Source organism: Paeniglutamicibacter sp. MACA_103 (assembly GCF_045798555.1).
Classification (GTDB): Bacteria; Actinomycetota; Actinomycetes; order Actinomycetales; family Micrococcaceae; genus Paeniglutamicibacter.
Genome location: NZ_JBIXLN010000023.1, coordinates 61,353 through 79,827, shown reverse-complemented (window position 1 = coordinate 79,827; position 18,475 = coordinate 61,353). Strand labels below are relative to the sequence as shown.

Below are 18,475 nucleotides of genomic sequence, written 5' to 3'. Positions count from 1 at the left end.
CCGGGAAGTTCTCCACCGAGGAATGGCCCGCGCGCGGCCCGTCGGCGCGCATGGCCCGGGCGCCGCCGGTGCGGCGGCGCCCGGTGCCGGAACTATGCGAAGGCCGGAGCCTCTTCCCGGCGCGGCATCCCCGCGGCGTGCCAGGCGGCGAGGACCGCCACGGTGATCTCGGCCGAGCGCTCGGCGGCGTCATCGACGTGGTCCAGGAAGTCCGCATCGGAGGCCGGCCCGCAGAGGTCCGAGATCCCGCGGATGGCCAGGAACGGGGCCCCGAACGAGGCACAGGTCTGGGCGATCGCCGAGGATTCCATGTCGGTGGCCAGCACGCCGGCGAACTGCTCCTTGATGACGACGGAGCGTTCGTGGCCGACGAACGAGTAGCTGGAGACGATGAGCCCGTGGTGCACGGTGGCCACGATGCCGTGCCCCGGGTTCCCGACGTTGCTGGCCTCGATGAGGGCTTCGGGGGCCACATAGGATGCGGGCATGCCCGGGACCTGGCCGAGCTCGTAGCCGAAGGCGCGCGCATCGGCATCGGCGTTGATGTTCACCGCACCGATCACGACGTCTCCCACGCGCACCGTGTCGCCCAGTCCGCCGGCACTGCCGGCGCTGATGACCAGGGGTGCGGGGGCGTCGGGGGCTTCCCGGTGGGCCCGCAGCAGTGCCGCGGTGGCGGCGCCGGTGGCGTTGACCAGGCCGATGCCGCCCCTCACGAAGAGCACGCTGAGCCCGTCAAGGGTGCCGGTGCGCTGGAGGGAGTTGCCGACGCGCACTTCCTCGCCCACCGCGGTGGCGCGCGCCAGGAAGGGGAGGGTTTCTTCCTCCATGGCGGTGATGACAACGACGTCGATCGGGCTCACGCGGTGACCTGCTCCCAGACGGCGCGCTGTGCCAGGAAGGCGCGGGCGGCGTCCTGGGCATCGGCGAGCGAGTGGTTCTCGCCCCAGCCGCACTGGATTTCGTTGGCGGCCGGGACCTCGGTGGCCTTCAGCACGTCGCTGAGCGTGGCCTCGATGAGGTCGGCGGCGGCCGGGACGTCGGGTTCGCCCTGCAGGATGAGGTAGTAGCCGGTCTGGCAGCCCATGGGGGAGAAGTCGATGACGGAGCCCGAGTGGTTGCGGGAGTGTTCGGCGAAGAGGTGCTCGAGGGAGTGGATCGCCTTCATTTCCAGGTGGGCGACATTCGGCTGGGTGAAGCGCACGTCATACTTGGTAATGACGTCCCCCTGGGGGAGTTCCTTGCGGTCGGCGACGCGCACGTAGGGGGCGGCGACCGTGCGGTGGTCGAGATTGAAGGACTCTACGTTCATGCGTTCAGGGTTCATGGTTGCGCTTTCCTGCCGGACTTTCGACGCCGGGCACGCTCGTGCCCGGTTCTTCCACCCTTAATCCTAACCGCCGTGCGGCGCGCCCGCCCCATGATCCTGGTCTCCTGCGGCCGTGGCCGCGGGGCCCGGCAATCCAGGATCGCCGGGCCCCAGGGCACCGCGTTGGCCGCACCGCCCGCCGGGCGGCACGGTGTCGGCGCTAGCCGCGGAAGGTGACCAGCTTGCGGTTCACGAACTCCTCCATGCCGTACTTGCCCAGTTCGCGGCCAACGCCGGAGCGCTTGACCCCGCCGAAGGGCAGCTCCGCGGCGGACCCGCTGGTCTGGTTGATGGAGACCATCCCGACCTCCAGCTGCCGGGCGATCGAGTGCGCCCGGTCCATGTCCTCGGTCTGGATCGAGGCGCCCAGCCCGTAGGCGGAGCTGTTGGCCAGCGCCACGGCCGCCTCGTCGCCGGAGACCTTGTAGAGCACCGCGACCGGGCCGAAGAGCTCCTCGGCGTAGGCGCGCATGTCTTCGGTGACATCGGCCAGCACCGTCGGGGCGAAGAACGACCCGTCGCCGTCCAGGGCAGCGCCGCCGGCCAGCACCGTGGCGCCCTTGTCGATGGCGTCGCGCACCTGGGCGGCCAGCCCGTCGCGGGCCGCGGCGGAGGACAGCGGGCCCAGGAACGTCTCCGGGTGGCCCGGGTCCCCGACCTTGATGCCGGCGACCGCGCCGGTGAAGTTCTCGACGAACTCGTCGTAGACCGAGGCGTCGACGATGATGCGCTTGGCGGCGTTGCAGGCCTGTCCGGTGTTGCCGAAGCGGCCCATCATGGCCTGCTTGGCCGCGCGCTTCACGTTGGCGTCCTCCAGCACCAGGAAGGGGTCCGAGCCGCCAAGCTCCAGCACGACCTTCTTCAGGTTGCGCCCGGCGATCTCCGCCACCGCGGACCCGGCGCGCTCCGAGCCGGTGAGCGAGACGCCCTGAACGCGCGGATCGGCGATGATCTCGGCGACCTGGTCGTTGGTGGCGAAGATGTTTACGTACGCGCCTTCCGGGGCCCCGGCATCCTTGAAGATCTGCTCCATGGCCAGCGCGGATTCGGGGCACTGCGGGGCGTGCTTGAGCAGGATGGTGTTGCCGTTCATCAGGTTCGGCGCGGCGAAGCGGGCCACCTGGTAGTACGGGAAGTTCCACGGCATGATGCCCAGCAGCACGCCCACGCCCTCCTTGCGGATCACCGCGGTGCCTCCGGAGGCGACCTCCAGCTGCTCGTCTTCCAGGAACTTCTCGCCGTTGGCGGCGTAGTACCGGTAGATCGACACGGTGATGTCGATTTCCTTGCCGGACTGGAAGATCGGCTTGCCCATTTCGCGGGTGATGATCGCGGCGAGCTCATCGCGGCGTTCCTCGTAGATGTCCGCGACGCGGTTCAGCAGGGCGGCGCGCGTGGCGATGGCGGTGGTGTTCCAGGGGCCGAAGGCGGCGCTGGCGCGTGCAAGCGCTTCCTGGATGTCCGCGTCCGTGGCGGTGGGATAGGTGGCCTCGACGATGCCGGTGGCGGGGTTGGTGACTGCGTAAACACTCATGGGTACTCCTCTGAACGGCAGAACATGGTTACTGGCCACCGTAATCCAGATGTGCCCCCGATCACCAACCGGCGGCGGGGGTAGCCGTCGCCCGCCGGTTTCGCACGGCCTCAGCCGGCGGGCAGCACGCAGAATTCGTTGCCCGACGGGTCCTGGTACACCCGCCACGGAAGCTCTCCCCAGCCGGGGTGGATTTCCCGTCCGCCGCGTGCGGAGATCTGGGCTGCAACTTCCCCGGGATCGTCGCCGGCCTCCAGGCGCAGGTCCAGGTGCATCCTGTTTTTCGCATCCGTCTTGGCCGCGGGCTCCTCGCAGAGCGCCAGCAGGGGCCCGCGCAGCGAAGGATGCCTGAGCGTGCGCGGGTCCTCGGCCGGCGCGCTCCACCCCGTGAGCCACGCCCAGAACCGGGCGTCCCGATCGGGGTCGGCGCTGTCCAGCGGAAGCGTGGCGATGGGCCCGGTGTCAACGTGTGCGGCACGGTCTTCCATCACGCAGAAGGCGTTGGATTCCGGATCGCCCAGCACGACCCAGGGGACGTCGCCCTGCCCGATGTCCAGGTGCCTGGCCCCCAGCCGCAGGGCGCTTGCCACCACCGTGTCCCGGTCCGGGCCGCCCAGCAGGTCCAGGTGCAGCCGCACGGGTTCCGCGGGCGGGACGGGGACCGGCTGGAAGCACAGGTCCAGAGTGGGACCGCCGGGGATCGCCAGCCGGGTCTCGAATCCCTCCGGGGAGTCGGTGAGCTGCTCGCAGCCCAGCAACTCCTGCCAAAACGTGCCCACGCGGCGCGGGTCCACCGCGTCGAAAACGATGTTTTCCAGATACATGGGCACCAGACTACCTCCGGTGCCGCGTCAATGGGGAGGCACATGGCGTGGCGCGGTTCCGGCTTGCGCGGACCGATTTGTCTCAGGCTCGGACCAGGCGCACGTGCATGGCGCCTTCCCCCAGTTGCGATTCGGCCAACCGGTAGCCGTCCCGGTCCCAGTTGCCGGTGAAGAGCGGTTCCCCTGCACCGAGCAGAACCGGGGCGAACGCCAGGTGCACTTCGTCGACCAGCCCCGTGGCAACCGCCGCCCGCACGGTGCCCACGCCGCCGCCGAGGCGGATATCGCCGCCGCCGGCGGCGCTGCGTGCCAGCTCGAGGGCGGCGGGCAACCCGTCGGTCACGAAGTGGAAGGTCGTCCCGCCGTCCATCGGCAGCGGGTCGCGGGCATGGTGGGTGAGCACGAAGACGTCGTGCCCGTAGGGCGGGGACTCGCCCCACCAACCGCGCCACGAGCGGGCCTGCTCGTCGGCGTCCCAGGGTCCGCGGATGGGCCCGAACATGTTCCGTCCCATGACTGTGGCGCCGATGCCGGCGTCCCCGGCCCGCAGCCACGCATCGTCTGTCCCGGTGCTCCCACCGGGTTCGCCGGTCCGCTCGCGCCAGTAGGCGGTGGAAAAGACCCATTCGTGCAGCTCTTCCCCGCGCACGCCGAGCGGGTCCTGGAGGCTTTGGTCGGTGCCGGCGCCGTAGCCGTCGATGGAGACGCTGAAGTTGTGGACCCTCACCCGTGACATGGCTTGCTCGCTTTCCGGTCGCTGCAGGTGGCCATGCGCCGCGGCACGGCCCCTTGTTTCCGGGCCCAGACTACGTGCCGGGGGCCCGCGCGGCAATGGCACCGGTGCCGTCGATCCGCGGGGATCCGGTGCCCGCCGCGACAGCTTCGGCCCGTCTTCCGCACGCCAGGTCACCCCGGGGACAACAGCCGCGGGCAAGCGCTCTTGAATCGGGCGGTGCGGCGGCATAACGTGTGGTCATGGACCACTCACTGCAGATCACCATCGACAGCATCAACCCCCACAGGCAGGCGGTCTGGTGGGCGGAAACGCTGGGTTGGACGGTGGAACCCAGCGACCCGGACTTCATCCAGAAGATGATCGACGAGGGGCACGCCAGCGAGGATGAGACGCTGATCTTCGACGGCGAGCTGGCCTGGAGGAGCGGGGCCGGGATCTGCCCGCTGGACCAGCTGGGAAAGCAGCCGCGCCAGCGGATCCTCTTTCAGCTGGTGCACCTGCCCAAGACCATGAAGAACCGGATACACCTGGACCTGAACCTGGGGGATCGCGACGAGGTGCGCGACAGCCTGGTGGAACGCGGTGCCACCTTCCTGCACGCGGCGGCGCAGGGCCCCTTCGCCTGGTACACGCTGGCGGACCCGGAGGGCAACGAATTCTGCATCCGGTAGCCGGGTGTGGCCCCCGGGCTAGCCGGCGCAGAGGCGTTGGGCAGCCAGCGCGCGGGCGAGGTAGTCGCGTTCCTCCAGCAGGATGCGGCGCAGCGCCCGGGGTGCGTCCGGTCGTTCGCCCAGCCACGAGTCCAGCCGGGCCATGACCGGGTGGACGGCGTCGTCTCCCACGTCCTGGGCCGCGGGGAAGAGCCCGGCGATGACGCGGGTGGCCATGCCGATGCTCATGGACTCCCAGATGCCCTCCAGCGCCGGCCAGTAGTCGGCGTAGTGCCCGTCGAGCAGCTCGTGGGTGCCCAGCAGGAAACCGGCCGCGGTGGCCGAGACGGCCTCGTTGGACAGTGCCGATCCGTCGGCGTTGCACCCGGTGAGCACCGCGGTGAACGCGGCCTTCTTCACGGCGGCATCCGGGCGGGCGGCCAGGGCCAGCAGCCGGCCGGAGGTGGCCACGGCCGAGGGGTGCGCGGCGGCGTCGGCCTCGAGACGGGCCAGGGCGGGCTCGTCGAGGGTGCCGGAGGCGGCCTTGGCCTGCCAGAGCGCCCAGCGCAGGTCCTCGTCCAGCTCCAGCCCGGCGAAGGGCTGCTCGCCGGCCAGCAGCGAATCGACCAGCGGCGCGGCGACCTTGCCGCGGGCCAGCACGGCCAGCGCGCGCGCGGCGGCAACCTGCTTGTCGCTGCCGGCTTCCGCCCGCTCCAGCCACGCGGCCAGCGCCGTGGCCAGGGCGGCACGCTCCGCGTCGCGCAGCGCCGGGGGAAGGTAGCGGTTCACCGCGGTGGTGGCCTGGCCCAGCAGCTGGGCGAAGACGCCGACCTCGGTGACCGATTCGGCATGCTTGCGCACCGCCGCCAGGAACTCGGGGGCCGGCAGCTTCGCGTCGCGCACCATGTTCCACAGCGCCGCCCAGCAGGTGGCGCGGGCCAGCGGGTCTGCGAGCGTGCCCAGGTGGCCCAGCAGCGTGGCCAGCGAGACGTCGTCGAAGTCCACCATCGCGTAGGTGTCGTCCCCGTCGTTGGGCAGGAGAAGGTCCGGGCGGGCCTCTCCGATCAGGAAGGGCAGCGGCACGGAGCTTCCGGCCACTTCCACGCGGTGGGAGGCGGTGCGGGTCAGCGCCCCGTCGATGACGTTGAACACCCCGACATTCAGCACGTGCGGGTGGGCGATGTCCTTCCCGGTGACCGGGTCGGTGCCCGACTGCGCGAGCGAAGCGGCGGTGACCTTCCCCTCGGCGAGCGAAAGTTCCACGGCCAGGCGCGGGACCCCGGCGGTCTTGAGCCAGGCGTCGGCCCAGGTACCCATGTCCCGGCCCGAGGCCGCGGCGAGCGCGTCGAGGAAGTCGGCCAGGGTGGTGTTGGCGTATTCGTGGGCGCGGAAGTAGCTGCGGGCCGCGTCGCGGAAGGCGTCTGCCCCCACGTAGGCGGCCAGCTGCTTGAGCACCGAGGCGCCCTTGGCGTAGGTGATGCCGTCGAAGTTCTGCTTGGCTGCCTCCAGGTCGCCGATGTCCGCGACGATGGGGTGGGTGGAGGGCAGCTGGTCCGCCACGTAGGCCCAGCCCTTGCGGCGGCTGGCGAAGGCCACCCAGGCGGTGGCGAACTCCGTGGCCTCGGCGTTGGCCAGCGTGCCGATGTAGTCGGCGAAGGACTCCTTGAGCCACAAATCGTCCCACCAGGCCATGGTCACCAGGTCGCCGAACCACATGTGCACCATCTCGTGCATGATGGTGTTGGCGCGGGCCTCGTGCTGTGCCTCGGTCGCCCGGGACGTGAACACGTAGTGCTCGGTGAAGGTGACCAGCCCGGGGTTTTCCATCGCGCCGAGGTTGTATTCGGGCACGAAGGCCGAGTTGTACTTGCCCCACGGGTAGGGGTAGTCGAAGAGTTCGTGGAAGAAGTCCAGCCCGGCCCGGGTCAGCTCCAGGATGGCCCGTGCGTCGAAGTGCTTGGCCAGCGAGGCGCGACATGTGGCGTTGAGCGGGATCACCAGCTCGGTCCCGTCGGACAGGGTGCGGGAGTAGGAGTCGGTGGCCACGAAGTAGGGGCCGGCGAGCACCGTGGTGATGTACGTGGAGATCGGCAGGGTGGGGGCGAAATGCGTGGTCGCGGTGCCGTCGCCGTGGTTGTCCACCCGGGCCGCGGACTGGTTGGAGGCCACGTGCCAGTGCTGCGGGGCGCGCACGATGAAGGTGAAGGGGGCCTTGAGGTCGGGCTGTTCGAAGTTGGCGTAGACGCGGCGGGCGTCGGCGGGCTCGAACTGCGTGTAGCAATAGGTCTGGCCATCGGCCGGGTCGACGTAGCGGTGCAGTCCCTCGCCGCTGCGCGAGTACCTGGCGTGCCCGTCGATGACCACGGTGTTCACCGCGCCCTCGCCCTCGGTGAGCCCGGTCAGGTGGATGCGCGATCCGGCGACGGCTTCGGCCGGGTCGATGGGGGAGCCGTTGAGGGTGATCGACTCGACGGATTCGTGGATGAAGTCGATGAACGTGCCGGTGGTGCCGACGGCGTTGAAGCGCAGCGTGGTCAGCGAGCGGTACCCGGTCACCGAGGGGTCCTGCGCCGCCGAGAGGTCCAGGTCCACCTCGCAGGAAAGCACCCGAAGGGTGCCCGCGCGCCAGGCGGCCTCCTCGCGCGAGAGGTTTTCGTTCGGGCCCGGGGTTCTGCGCATGTGATCCACCAGACCATTCAAACATGAAACGAGCGTTTGACAATGTCCTGCGGCGGCTTGGGCGCGATCGCTCGCCCCGGCAGACGCAAAACTCCTCGTGTCTCCGCGGCGGAGACACGAGGAGTGCGCGGGCATTCCTACCAGGGGGAGGGCTCGTAGTCCTTCAGGAAGCAGCCGTAGAGGTCGATGCCGCGTTCGCCGTCGACGATCGGCTGGTAGACCCGGGCCGCGCCGTCGATCAAATCCAGCGGCGCGTGCCAGCCCTCGGCCACCATGCGGACCTTGGAATCGTGCGGGCGCTCATCGGTGATCCACCCGGTGTCCACCGCGGTCATCAAGATCCGGTCGGTCTGCAACATTTCCTCGGCGCTGGTGCGCGTGAGCATGTTCAGCGAGGCCTTGGCCATGTTGGTGTGCGGATGCCCGGCGCCCTTGTAGCGGCGGGAGAACTGCCCCTCCATGGCGGAGACGTTCACGATGTACTTGCGGTGCGCATCGCTCGCGGCAAGTGCCGGGCGCAGGCGCGAGGCCAGCAGGAAGGGGGCGGTGACGTTGCACAGCTGCACCTCGAGCATTTCCAGCGCATCGACGTCGCCCAGGATCTGCGTCCAGGAGTTCTCGGTGACCACGTCGGGCACCAGCCCGCCGGCGTCGATCGCGGTGCCCGCGGCAATGCGCTCCAGCGTCGCGGAGCCGGCGGTCATGGCCAGGTCGGCCACGGCCTGCGCGTCGTAGGTGGTCGGGGTGGCCGGGACCAGCAGCGCCGAGTCCTCCAGCCGGAAGGCGCTGGCCAGCGCGCGCGGGTGCTCGGACGGGGGATTGGCCTCGCCCCAGACCTCCGGGCCGCCGGCGGCGAATTCGAGTTCGGCCGGAAGCGGCTGGCTCTCGGATTCGACCAGGTGCAGGTAGGAGTTCGAGGTGCGGCGCACGGTCTGCGCGGCGTTGTTGATCAGGATGTCCAGCGGGCCCTCGGCGGCGACGCGGTCCGCCAGCGAGATCACCTGGGAGGGGTCGCGCAGGTCGATGCCGACGATGCGCAGGCGGTGGATCCAGTCGGCGGAGTCCTCGAGCGCGGCAAATCGGCGGGCGGCATCGCGCGGGAACCGCGTGGTGATGGTGGTGTGCGCGCCGTCGCGCAGCAGCCGCAGGGCAATGTGCATGCCGATCTTGGCGCGTCCCCCGGTGAGCAGGGCACGCTTGCCGGTCAAGTCGGCACGGGCGTCGCGGCGTTCGCGTCCGGCGGCGGCGCACTCGGGGCACAGGTAGTGGTGGAAGGCGTCGACCGTGGTGTAGCGCTTCTTGCAGATGTAGCAGCCGCGCGGCTTGATGTACTCCCCGGCGGTGTGCTCCTCGGTCGGCGTGCTCAGGTCCAGGCCGAGCGTCTCGTCGTCCAGGCGCTGCGGGGAACCGGTGGCGGTGCGTTCAACGACCGCGCGGTCCGCGGCGTTGATGGCCGAGCGCTTCTCGTTCTTGCGGTGCCGCTTGGCGGCCTTGAACATCTTTCCGGTGGCCCGGCGCACGGCAACGTGGCGCTCGTCCTCGGGCTCCAGGCGGTGCACCTGGCCCAGCACCTTGAGGGCGGCCTCGAGTTCGGCGTCGGTAAAAAGTTCGTCGTTGCCGGCCGCGTCGGCCGAAGGATAATTCTCAGTCATGTCGCCATCAAGTCTACCGGCCGTCACCCGGAGCAGGGAGACTTGCCCGGTGCATGCGACCAAGGGCACTTCCGGACCGGATCGGCAGGCACCGAACCGGCCGCCTGAGTGGCGCCAACGGGATGCCGGGAACCAGTCAGCGGCGCGTGGTCACTCATGGGGACTTTCGGGGGCATGGTGCGCCGACGTGCGGTAGCGTGGTCCCATGACTCATTCACAGATGGCTTGGTGGCGTTCCGACTAGGAGCAGCCCTTTTCTCGTGAAAGACCACGGCCGTTCCTCATGGACGGCCATTTTTGCGCCCCGGGACAGGGGTGGGATCGCGGCCGGACCAGCGGCAACCTTCCCCCCACCAGGAGCAGAACATGCAAAACCACCCCGAACACACGCCGGCCGACGCCCCTAAAACAACCTCATCCAGTGGCGACGGGGCCGCGGCCGATGCAACCGCCCGGAATGATGCCCTCGAACGGCAAATCCTGGCGGACCCCGGTCGGTTCCGGGTCCTGACGGGCGACCGGCCGACGGGACTGCTGCACCTGGGGCACTATTTCGGCACGTTGCAGAATCGGGTCCGGCTGCAGGAGATCGGCGTCGAGTCCTTTGTCCTGGTGGCCGACTACCAGGTCCTGACCGACCGGGACGTGGCGGAAAACCTGCCGGAGTCCGTCGAGGGGCTGGTCCTGGACTACCTGGCCGTCGGCATCGATCCGGCCCGAACCACGATCTTCACCCACAGCACGGTGGCCGCCCTGAACCAATTGCTGCTCCCGTTCCTGTCACTCGTATCGGTCGCGGAATTGGGGCGGAACCCCACCGTCAAGGACGAGATCGCGCATTCACGGCAATCGGCCGTCAGCGGCCTGATGTTCACCTACCCCGTCCACCAGGCGGCGGACATCCTGTTCTGCAAGGCAAACCTGGTTCCCGTCGGCCAGGACCAGCTTCCCCATCTTGAGGTCACCCGCACCATTGCGCGGCGGTTCAATTCACGATATGCACCCGGGTCCGCCCTCTTCCCGGAGCCCGAGGCCCTGCTCTCGGCCGCCCCGCTGCTCTTGGGCACCGACGGCGGGAAGATGAGCAAGAGCCGCGGCAATGCCGTGGCGTTGGCCGATGACGCCGACCAGACGGCGCGCCTGATTCGCGGCGCCAAGACGGACTCCACCCGGCACATCACCTACGAACCCGCGACGCGCCCCGAGGTCTCCAGCCTTGTCCTGCTGGCGGCGATGTGCACCGGGCGCGATCCCCGCGCGGTCGCCGAGGAGATCGGCGCGGGTGGTGCGGGCATGTTGAAACGGACGGTGACGGAAGCCGTCAACGAGCACCTGGCGCCGATCCGCGCCAGGCGGGCTGCCTATGCACGCGAGCGCGGCTTCGTTCGCACGATTCTCCGGGAAGGCAACGAACGCGCCAACGCCGTGGCGGAAGCCACGCTCGACGAGGTGCGAAGGGCGATGAAGACCGCCTATTGAAACTGGGTCGGGATCGCTGGGACCGGGAGGTACGCCGGCAACGGACCGGCCTGCCAACCACCGGATGCCCACCGGCGCGGGGCCGCGGATGTGGCGTGTGAACTCTTGTCGCACCCAGGGCGGGACGGCATCGGCCACCTCGGCTGTTCACCGCCAGACTGGCGGCGGAGGAACAAGGCCGAGAAAGGGTTCAAGGCGCCGGATGTACTCTTCACGGTGGTTCTCGGGCAGCAAGCCGTCGGCTCCGTACCTCAGCTCGATGCAGCTTCGGGCAGCGTCGGGCCCGGAAGCTTCGATTGCCCGCGCGGCGTGGTAACCATCTTGGTCCTTCGAAAAGTCGCGAAGGGTGAACGCCAGCCATTGGCCGGCGGGGCCACGCACCTCCCCGTTGATCATGACCTGTTCTTCCGGCGTGGTGGGTCCGGGCCCCGCCTCGGGCTCGCCTTCGGCCACGGGGTCGAAACCAACGCCCTCGGGGCCCGCGTATCCGTACTTCTTGCTGACGTCTGCGATGATGCGTATCACCAGCATCTTGTCGTTCCAGTCTTCGGGCACCGTGGTGCTCTCTGCCCTCGGTCCGCTGATCGCGGTGAGCAACGACGTGCCTCCGAATTCGTTGTTCACCGATGGGAGGAACGGATTTCGTCCGGGCGACTCGGGTGCCGTTCGCCATTCAAGCGAGAACTCCCGGTCCAGGGCCGCCTTGATTTCCGCGACCATTGCCTGGCCCCGGGCCAAGCCTTCCTCCGGGGTGGGGCCTTGCAAGACGTCCTGGGGATCGATCCCAGCGGTGGACGGGTAGTCACGCCAGTGGATCTTCTGCCTGGTGCCGTCTGCCAGGACGACCACTGTGGACCGGGCGAGGGAATGGCCGATCGTTGATGAAACAACCACCGCCAAGGGCACCAGAAGAGCGATCCCGAGCAGCACGCCGGCGGCAAGACCAAGCCGCCAACGCAGTCCATGCTTGTCCACCGGAACACGGTCCCTTCTGCCCTGGCCCTACGCGTGAAGCGTTGTGCCCCTTAGGCCAGATTCTAGGCACTCTTGGCGGAACATCAAGGCCTGCTCGTGAAAGGGCGGTTGCTAGCTACACAAGCCAGGCGCTATGCCGCCTGATGGCTGCACGCCTCCGGGCCGCCCCCATGATCAGCCCGCTGACCAGGAAGACAATCCCGACCGCAAAGAGGCCGACGTACATGCGCAATTGGTACGGACCGTTGCCGAAATTGTTGAATGGTTCGGGTCCGGCGATGATCCAGGCATGGCGCTGGGCATCGGCATGGATGAATAGATACAAGGCAATGGGACTGGACATGAGGAGAAGTCCCCAACCGGACAATATTCCTGCAGCAAAACCGCGACTCTTGCGCATCCCTGAGCCCTCCCGATCGTGTCTCCCCATTCAACCACGATCAAGCCGGCATTCAACGGCCCAGAAATAATAGTTGACCTGCGACGAAGCAGGTACATTCACACGGCGGCCGCGTCGGCGGGAAACGACGAGGGGTTGGACAACTGGTGTCCAACCCCTCGTCGTGGCCACGATGCGCAGCGTGTAGGCTGCATCCGCGGCAGAATACTAGCCCTGGTTCTTGGCCTTCAGCGCCGCCAGGCGGGCTTCGATTTCCGAGGGAGCCGCGGCTTCCTCGAGCTGCGGAGCGGCAGCGCCCTGCTCCAGGATGTTGCTTTCGGACTTCATGGCGGCCAGGCGGGCCTCGACCTCGGTGGCTTCGCCCAGGTCCTCGAGGGATGCGAACTGCGCATCAAGGGAGGATGCGGCGAGTTCCGCCGCGCCGCGCACGCGGGACTCGTCGGCACGGATCTTGGACTCGAAGCGGTTGATTTCGGAGGTCGGGTCGCTCATGTCCAGGGCCTTGACCGCGTCCATCATCTGGCCCTGCGTCTTGGCGTTGCGGGCACGTGCCACGAGTTCGTCGCGCTTGGCAACCAGCTCCTGGCGCTTGGTCCCCATGGTGTTCAGGCCGGTCTTGAGCTTCTCCACGATCTCGCGCTGCGAGGCGATGTTCGGTTCGGCGTTTTTCGCCTGCTTCTCGCTGGCCATTTGGCGCTGGATGGCCAGGGTCGCCAGCTTGTTGAACTTCTCGGCATTGGCGCTGTCGCCGGCCGCGGTGAATTCCTCGGCCTTGTTGGAGGCGGCCAGTGCCTTCTGGCCCCACTCGCGGGCATCGTTGACGGCGATCTTGTAGTCGTCCTCAAGCATCCGCAGGTTGCCGATCGTCTGCGCCACGGCGGTCTCGGCCTGTGCGATGTTGTTGGTGTAGTCGCGAACCTGCTGGTCCAGCATCTTCTGCGGGTCCTCCAGCGCATCCAGCGCAGCGTTGGCGTTGGACTTTCCGATCCTGAACAGTCGAGCAAAAATTGAGTTCTTTTTCATGGGGGAGTATCGCCCTTTCATAAGCCGCGTTGCATCAATTCTATGCGACGGCGCGCCCCGACTGAACCGGAATCCATGGATTCCGGGCACGTCAGCGCAGGATCCACGCGTGCAGCCTGCGCTACGGGGCGGCACGGCTTCGAGCCGCATTCTTGCCAAAGCGGTGCGCCACTGCTTTGGTGGTTCCATGAGTCCTCGACGCGACTTAGATGTCTGGCCCGTGGTGCACGCCGAAAGGCTGGCGTTGCTCAACGACCTGGAGAAGGTGGGGCCGGAGCAATGGGCGACACCATCGTTGTGCCCCGGCTGGGACGTTCACGACGTGCTCGCCCATTTGGTAGACACCGCCAAGACCACGCGCTTGGGGTTCATGCGCCGCATGGTCCTTGCCGGCTTCGATTTCGACAAGGACAACGCCGCCGGTGTCGCTGCGCAGCGACGCGAAGACCCCAGGGAGACCCTGGCCGGGTTCCGCGAGGCGCTCGGACGCACCAGCACCCCGCCCGCGGCGCCGGCCACTCGCCTGGTGGAGGCGTTCGTGCACGGGGAGGACATGCGTCGACCGTTGGGCATGCGCGGCCACTACCCTGCCACCCACGTCGCGACGGCCCTTGCCTACCAGCTGCGCACCAGCGTCAAGATGGGCGGCGGGAAGGAACTCGCGGCGGGGTTCACCTTGGTTGCCACCGATACGGAATTCGGGCATGGCTCCGGCCACGAGGTTCGCGGTTCGGCGATCGCCCTGCTCCTGGCGGTCTCGGGTCGTCCCGTCGAGGCCGGTGAACTCACGGGTCCGGGGGCCGCGGCCTTCGGCCACCGCGCACGCAGCTAGCCCCTGCCAAGACGAACGGGGAGTGTGCTGCGGACCAAAAGGCAATTGCCTGCCCCTGAGTCCGCGCCGCACTCCCCGTCGGGGTGTGTGCCTGGGCTACTTCTTGCCCGACGCGTGGTGCGCGGCCTTCTTGGCGGCCTTCTCGCGGGCGATCAGCACCTTCTCGTCGATGGGAGCATCGGCGCTGGCGCGCAGCCGGCGGTAGTGTTCCGCGGCCTCGGCCTGGCGCTCGTTCTCCCCGCCGTCGGCGATGTCCGCGCGCAGGTGCTCGGGGCCGTAGCCGAAGGCGTCGACCAGGTCCTGGGCGTGCGGGCGCAGCCGGGCCAGCAGGATGTTGACGTAGCCGCTGAGCGTGCGGGCCCGCTGCATCGACAGGCGCCCGTTCATCAGGTACCAGCCGAGGTTTTCCTCGATGAGCGTCAGGGCGTACACGTCGCGCAGCCAGGTGAGAACCGTGCGGGTGCCGGCATCCGGGGTGTTGCCCAGGGCGGTGGTGAAGGCTTCCCAGCGCAGCAGCTCGCCGTGCGCGCGGGCCGCGGCAATGAGCGCGTCCTGCTTTTCGTTGAACGCGGCGGCAGACGCGGCGCGGTCCTTGGTGTCGACCCCGCGCAGCGCGTCGGCGATCTCGGCGACCATGGAGTTGATCCGGTCGGTGAGCAGGGCGCGCTGGTTGGCCTCGTCCTTGAAGAAGTTCGCGCTCTTGCGCTCGTCCCCGGTGTCGGCGATCACCTGGCCGACCGAGCGCAGCCCGGTGCGGTGCAGCGCCACGTTCTCCGCCTGCTTGACGACGTAGCGGGCGAGCACCCCGGCATTGAGCTGGCGGAATTCCTGGCCGTAGTCGGTGAGCAGGCGCTTGCCCACGAGCTGCAGCAGCACGTTGTTGTCGCCCTCGAAGGTGACGTAGATGTCCAGGTCCGCGCGCAGCGCGGCGAAGCGGTTTGCCGCCATGAACCCGGCGCCGCCGCAGGCCTCGCGGGCCTCCTGCAGGGTGTCCAGGGCGTCCCAGGTGCTCAGCGGCTTCAGCGCGGCGGCCAGGGTTTCCAGGTCCTGGCGGTCGGCATCGGTGTCGGTGGCCCCGGAGAACACGCCGTCGAACTTTTCCAGCAGTTCCTCGTGGGCGAAGGAGGCGGCATAGGTGCGGGCCAGGCGGGGGATCAGCCGGCGTTGGTGGCGCTGGTAGTCCATGATCGTTTCCTCCTGGATGTCGGAGGAGGCGTTGAACTGGCGGCGCTGGTTGGCGTAGGTGACCGCGATCTGCAGGGCGATCTTCGAGGCGGCGGTGGCGGCGCCGTCCAGCGAGACACGGCCCTGGACCAGGGTGCCGAGCATCGTGAAGAAGCGTCGGCCGGGGGAGTGGATCGGCGAGGAGTAGGTGCCGTCGGCGGTGACGTCCCCGTAGCGGTTGAGCAGGTTGGTGCGTGGGATGCGCACGTTGGTGAAGTGCAGCCGGCCGTTGTCGATGCCGTTGAGCCCGCCCTTGAGCCCGTCGTCCTGCCCGCCGATGCCCGGCAGGAATCCGGCCTCGTCACGGATGTCGACGTAGAAGGCGTGGACGCCGTGGTTCACGCCGCGGGTGACCAACTGCGCGAAGACGACCGCGGCCTTGCCGTGGACCCCCGCATTGCCCAGGAATTCCTTCCACGCGGCCTTGAAGGGCGTGTTGATGATGAATTCCTGCGAGTCCGCGTCGTAGGTGGCGGTGGTGCCGATGGAGGCCACGTCCGAGCCGTGCCCGATCTCCGTCATCGCGAAGGCGCCGGGGATCTCGAGGGACATGATGCCCGGCAACCACTTGTCGTGGTGCTCCTCGGTGCCCAGGTGCAGCACCGCGCAGCCGAACAGTCCCCACTGGACCCCGGCCTTGATCTGCAGGGACGGGTCGGCGGTGACAAGTTCCTCGAAGCTGGCGATGGAGCCGCCGTGGTTGTCCTGCCCGCCCAGGCGCGCGGGGAAGGCGCGGTGCACGGACTTGGCGTTGACCAGTTCGTGCAGCTGGGTGAAGACGCGTTCGCGGTGCTCGTCCATGCCCAGTCCGGGGGTGCCGCGCACGGCCTCGGTGCCGGCCAGGGCGCGGGCTTCCTTGCGGATGTCCGCCCAGCGGCCCAGCAGCTGTTCGCCGAGGGCCGCCACGTCGACCGCGGCATCGGTGCTCTGGTGGGAAAGTTGTTCGGTAGTCACTGGCGTATCTGCCTTTCGGTGGGGCTTGCCTTGGTTGTCGGGTGACGCTGGTGGTGCAGGGGGATCTAGCGGTCGACCTGTTGGGCGACGCCGTGGGTGAGCCACGAGGTGATCGACGCGGCGAGTTCCTCGATGCCGGGGCGATCGGGCGTGTCGGGGGCGCGCAGCCAGAGTTCGCCGGCGGCGCGGACCATCCCGATGGAGGCACGCGGCCACAGCTCCAGGGCGGCCGAGGCCTGCTGCCCCTCGGGGATGCCCATGTAGGAGTGCATCCGGGTGCGCATCATGTTGGTCAGCTCGTCGAAGAAGTCGTTCAGGGCGCCGCTGCCGCTGGCCGGATCCGGCTCTGCGGCGGGATCGGTGAGCAGGTCGGTGACCGGGTTCGCGGTGACGAAGAAGTAGATGTTCGGGGAGGTGGAGGCCATCTGCAGGTAGGCCAGCACCATGGCGTGCAGCGCATCGCCCTCGCCTTTGCTCTTGCGGGCGGCGGCAATCACCTGGGCGCGGAAATTGGTGATGACGTAGGCGCCGAGGGCCTGGCGCAGCCCCTCCTTGTCCCCGAAATACCGGTAGAACACCGACTTGGACGTGTTGGCCTGCGCGGCGATGTCCTCCATGGAGGCGCCGGGCCCCTGGCGGTGGATGGTGTGCCGGGCGAGCTTGATCAGTTCGAGGCGGCGGGAGGCGCGGTGGGCATCCCAGCGCGCCGAGCGCCCGTCGCCGGAGGTCCCGGGCTGCGCATCCGGCGTGTCGATGGTTTGGGGGTTGTTCACGATACCCAGCGTATCAGGTACGCTGGGTATCAGTAATCCACCTCACATCTGCCCCCAGGAGCCCCACAGCATGTCCGAGCCATTGCAAGCCATCCGTCCGGCCGTCGTCATCGGCGGAAACCGCATCCCCTTCGCCCGTTCAAACGGCGCCTACTCCAAGGCCAGCAACCAGGACATGCTCACCGCGGCGCTCGACGGGCTGATCGCCCGCTTCGGCCTGCAGGGCCAGCGCCTGGGCGCGGTCGCCGCCGGTGCCGTGCTCAAGCATTCCAAGGACTTCAACCTGGTGCGCGAATCCGTGCTGGGCACCTCGCTCTCCGCCCAGACGCCCGCCTACGACGTGCAGATGGCCTGCGCCACCGGCATGGAAGCCATCGGCTCGCTGGCCAACAAGATCAAGCTGGGCCAGATCGACTCCGCCATCGGCGGCGGCGTCGACACCACCTCCGACGCGCCGATCGCCGTCTCCGAGGGCCTGCGCGCGGTGCTGATGGACCTTTCCCGCGCCCGCTCCACTAGCGCCAAGCTCAAGGCGCTTTCCAAGTTCCGCCCCCGCGACCTTGCCCCCAACGCCCCGGGCACCGGCGAACCACGCACCGGCCTGTCGATGGGCGACCACCAGGCCATCACCACCAAGGCCTGGAACGTGACCCGCGAGGCCCAGGACGAACTCGCCCTGGCCAGCCACAAGAACCTCGCCGCAGCCTATGAGCGGAACTTCTTCGACGACCTCATCACCCCCTTTGCCGGGGTCTCGCGGGACACCAACCTGCGCGCCGACTCCACGCTGGAGAAGCTGGCCACCCTGAAGCCGGCCTTCGGCAAGAACCTGGGGGCCGAGGCCACCATGACCGCCGGCAACTCCACCCCGCTCACCGACGGGGCCTCGGCGGTGCTGTTGGGCTCCGAGGAATACGCCCGCGAGAACGACCTGCCGATGCTGGCGAATTTCGTGGACTTCGAGGCCGCCGCGGTGGACTTCGTGCACGGCGCCGACGGCCTGCTCATGGCCCCGACCTACGCCGTCGCCCGGATCCTGAAGCGCAACAACCTTTCCCTGCAGGACTTCGACTTCTACGAGATCCACGAGGCCTTCGCCGGCACCGTGCTCTCCACGCTCGCGGCCTGGGAAGATGCCGATTTCTGCAAGAACAAGCTGGGGCTCGACGCCCCGCTGGGCGCCATCGACCGGACCAGGCTCAACGTCAACGGCTCCTCGCTGGCGGCCGGGCACCCCTTTGCCGCCACCGGCGGACGCATCGTGGCAACCCTGGCGAAGATGCTGCACGAGAAGGGCTCGGGCCGCGGCCTGATTTCCGTGTGCGCCGCCGGCGGGCAGGGCGTCGTGGCGATCCTGGAGGCGCGCTAATC

16 protein-coding genes are annotated in these 18,475 nt (G+C 68.7%); 4 read left to right on the top strand and 12 right to left on the bottom strand.

The genetic code is table 11. The annotated features are described in order from the left end of the window. Nucleotides 1-92: 92 nt before the first annotated feature. The 5 genes from mtnN to ACIPVK_RS12440 form a co-directional block, all read right to left on the bottom strand. Complete coding sequence (mtnN, locus tag ACIPVK_RS12460) at nucleotides 93-863, bottom strand: 5'-methylthioadenosine/S-adenosylhomocysteine nucleosidase (RefSeq protein ID WP_407612297.1); 771 nt, start codon at nucleotides 861-863, stop codon at nucleotides 93-95. Continuing rightward, nucleotides 860-1,327: an S-ribosylhomocysteine lyase gene (locus tag ACIPVK_RS12455; protein ID WP_407612296.1), complete on the bottom strand. Its 468-nt coding sequence runs from the start codon at nucleotides 1,325-1,327 to the stop codon at nucleotides 860-862. The genes mtnN and ACIPVK_RS12455 overlap by 4 nt, the downstream gene beginning before the upstream one ends. Before the next feature lie 202 nt (nucleotides 1,328-1,529). Then, nucleotides 1,530-2,903, bottom strand: a complete 1,374-nt coding sequence (locus tag ACIPVK_RS12450) for an NAD-dependent succinate-semialdehyde dehydrogenase (protein WP_407612295.1) — start codon at nucleotides 2,901-2,903, stop codon at nucleotides 1,530-1,532. Nucleotides 2,904-3,013: 110 nt separating this feature from the next. After that, on the bottom strand, nucleotides 3,014-3,727 hold the full coding sequence (locus ACIPVK_RS12445) for a VOC family protein (RefSeq protein ID WP_407612294.1): 714 nt from the start codon (nucleotides 3,725-3,727) through the stop codon (nucleotides 3,014-3,016). Nucleotides 3,728-3,809: 82 nt separating this feature from the next. Continuing rightward, nucleotides 3,810-4,463, bottom strand: coding sequence for a dihydrofolate reductase family protein (locus ACIPVK_RS12440; RefSeq protein ID WP_407612293.1), 654 nt, complete (start codon nucleotides 4,461-4,463; stop codon nucleotides 3,810-3,812). A gap of 239 nt (nucleotides 4,464-4,702) precedes the next feature. On the opposite strand from ACIPVK_RS12440, the gene ACIPVK_RS12435 reads away from it, so the two are divergent. Further along, nucleotides 4,703-5,134, top strand: coding sequence for a VOC family protein (locus ACIPVK_RS12435; protein ID WP_407612292.1), 432 nt, complete (start codon nucleotides 4,703-4,705; stop codon nucleotides 5,132-5,134). Between the two features lie 18 nt (nucleotides 5,135-5,152). Here the strand turns inward: ACIPVK_RS12435 and pepN are convergent, their stop codons facing one another. Together pepN and ACIPVK_RS12425 are read right to left on the bottom strand one after the other, a co-directional pair. Next, nucleotides 5,153-7,792: an aminopeptidase N gene (pepN, locus tag ACIPVK_RS12430; RefSeq protein WP_407612291.1), complete on the bottom strand. Its 2,640-nt coding sequence runs from the start codon at nucleotides 7,790-7,792 to the stop codon at nucleotides 5,153-5,155. Nucleotides 7,793-7,929: 137 nt separating this feature from the next. Further along, a complete protein-coding gene (locus ACIPVK_RS12425) occupies nucleotides 7,930-9,444 on the bottom strand; it encodes an SDR family NAD(P)-dependent oxidoreductase (protein WP_407612290.1) in 1,515 nt (504 codons plus the stop codon). 366 nt (nucleotides 9,445-9,810) lie between these two features. On the opposite strand from ACIPVK_RS12425, the gene trpS reads away from it, so the two are divergent. Next, nucleotides 9,811-10,923 carry a tryptophan--tRNA ligase gene (trpS, locus tag ACIPVK_RS12420; RefSeq protein WP_407612289.1) on the top strand — a complete coding sequence of 371 codons (1,113 nt, stop codon included), beginning with the start codon at nucleotides 9,811-9,813 and terminating at the stop codon, nucleotides 10,921-10,923. Nucleotides 10,924-11,070: 147 nt separating this feature from the next. On the opposite strand, the gene ACIPVK_RS12415 is transcribed toward trpS, so the two are convergent. The 3 genes from ACIPVK_RS12415 to ACIPVK_RS12405 form a co-directional block, all read right to left on the bottom strand. Continuing rightward, on the bottom strand, nucleotides 11,071-11,898 hold the full coding sequence (locus ACIPVK_RS12415; protein ID WP_407612288.1) for a hypothetical protein: 828 nt from the start codon (nucleotides 11,896-11,898) through the stop codon (nucleotides 11,071-11,073). A gap of 115 nt (nucleotides 11,899-12,013) precedes the next feature. Then, a complete protein-coding gene (locus ACIPVK_RS12410; protein ID WP_407612287.1) occupies nucleotides 12,014-12,241 on the bottom strand; it encodes a hypothetical protein in 228 nt (75 codons plus the stop codon). A 264-nt stretch (nucleotides 12,242-12,505) separates the two neighbouring features. Beyond that, nucleotides 12,506-13,321 (bottom strand): PspA/IM30 family protein, encoded by an 816-nt coding sequence (locus ACIPVK_RS12405; RefSeq protein ID WP_407612286.1) that lies wholly within the window; start codon nucleotides 13,319-13,321, stop codon nucleotides 12,506-12,508. A gap of 187 nt (nucleotides 13,322-13,508) precedes the next feature. Here ACIPVK_RS12405 and ACIPVK_RS12400 point away from each other — a divergent pair, with 187 nt between their 5' ends. Next, nucleotides 13,509-14,153, top strand: coding sequence for a maleylpyruvate isomerase family mycothiol-dependent enzyme (locus ACIPVK_RS12400; protein WP_407612285.1), 645 nt, complete (start codon nucleotides 13,509-13,511; stop codon nucleotides 14,151-14,153). 96 nt (nucleotides 14,154-14,249) lie between these two features. On the opposite strand, the gene ACIPVK_RS12395 is transcribed toward ACIPVK_RS12400, so the two are convergent. Together ACIPVK_RS12395 and ACIPVK_RS12390 are read right to left on the bottom strand one after the other, a co-directional pair. Further along, on the bottom strand, nucleotides 14,250-16,331 hold the full coding sequence (locus ACIPVK_RS12395) for an acyl-CoA dehydrogenase (protein WP_407612284.1): 2,082 nt from the start codon (nucleotides 16,329-16,331) through the stop codon (nucleotides 14,250-14,252). A 65-nt stretch (nucleotides 16,332-16,396) separates the two neighbouring features. Then, entirely contained in the window at nucleotides 16,397-17,104 is a 708-nt protein-coding gene (locus ACIPVK_RS12390) for a TetR/AcrR family transcriptional regulator (protein ID WP_407612283.1), read from the bottom strand. A 70-nt stretch (nucleotides 17,105-17,174) separates the two neighbouring features. On the opposite strand from ACIPVK_RS12390, the gene ACIPVK_RS12385 reads away from it, so the two are divergent. Further along, nucleotides 17,175-18,473 (top strand): acetyl-CoA C-acetyltransferase, encoded by a 1,299-nt coding sequence (locus ACIPVK_RS12385; RefSeq protein WP_407612282.1) that lies wholly within the window; start codon nucleotides 17,175-17,177, stop codon nucleotides 18,471-18,473. Nucleotides 18,474-18,475 lie beyond the last annotated feature (2 nt).

Coding starts and splice junctions, on each gene's coding strand:
- ACIPVK_RS12455 (WP_407612296.1), bottom strand. CDS start 1,327: ATGAACCCTGAACGCATGAACGTAGAGTCCTTCAATCTCGACCACCGC.
- ACIPVK_RS12450 (WP_407612295.1), bottom strand. CDS start 2,903: ATGAGTGTTTACGCAGTCACCAACCCCGCCACCGGCATCGTCGAGGCC.
- ACIPVK_RS12445 (WP_407612294.1), bottom strand. CDS start 3,727: ATGTATCTGGAAAACATCGTTTTCGACGCGGTGGACCCGCGCCGCGTG.
- ACIPVK_RS12440 (WP_407612293.1), bottom strand. CDS start 4,463: ATGTCACGGGTGAGGGTCCACAACTTCAGCGTCTCCATCGACGGCTAC.
- ACIPVK_RS12435 (WP_407612292.1), top strand. CDS start 4,703: ATGGACCACTCACTGCAGATCACCATCGACAGCATCAACCCCCACAGG.
- pepN (WP_407612291.1), bottom strand. CDS start 7,792: ATGCGCAGAACCCCGGGCCCGAACGAAAACCTCTCGCGCGAGGAGGCC.
- ACIPVK_RS12425 (WP_407612290.1), bottom strand. CDS start 9,444: ATGACTGAGAATTATCCTTCGGCCGACGCGGCCGGCAACGACGAACTT.
- trpS (WP_407612289.1), top strand. CDS start 9,811: ATGCAAAACCACCCCGAACACACGCCGGCCGACGCCCCTAAAACAACC.
- ACIPVK_RS12410 (WP_407612287.1), bottom strand. CDS start 12,241: ATGTCCAGTCCCATTGCCTTGTATCTATTCATCCATGCCGATGCCCAG.
- ACIPVK_RS12405 (WP_407612286.1), bottom strand. CDS start 13,321: ATGAAAAAGAACTCAATTTTTGCTCGACTGTTCAGGATCGGAAAGTCC.
- ACIPVK_RS12400 (WP_407612285.1), top strand. CDS start 13,509: ATGAGTCCTCGACGCGACTTAGATGTCTGGCCCGTGGTGCACGCCGAA.
- ACIPVK_RS12385 (WP_407612282.1), top strand. CDS start 17,175: ATGTCCGAGCCATTGCAAGCCATCCGTCCGGCCGTCGTCATCGGCGGA.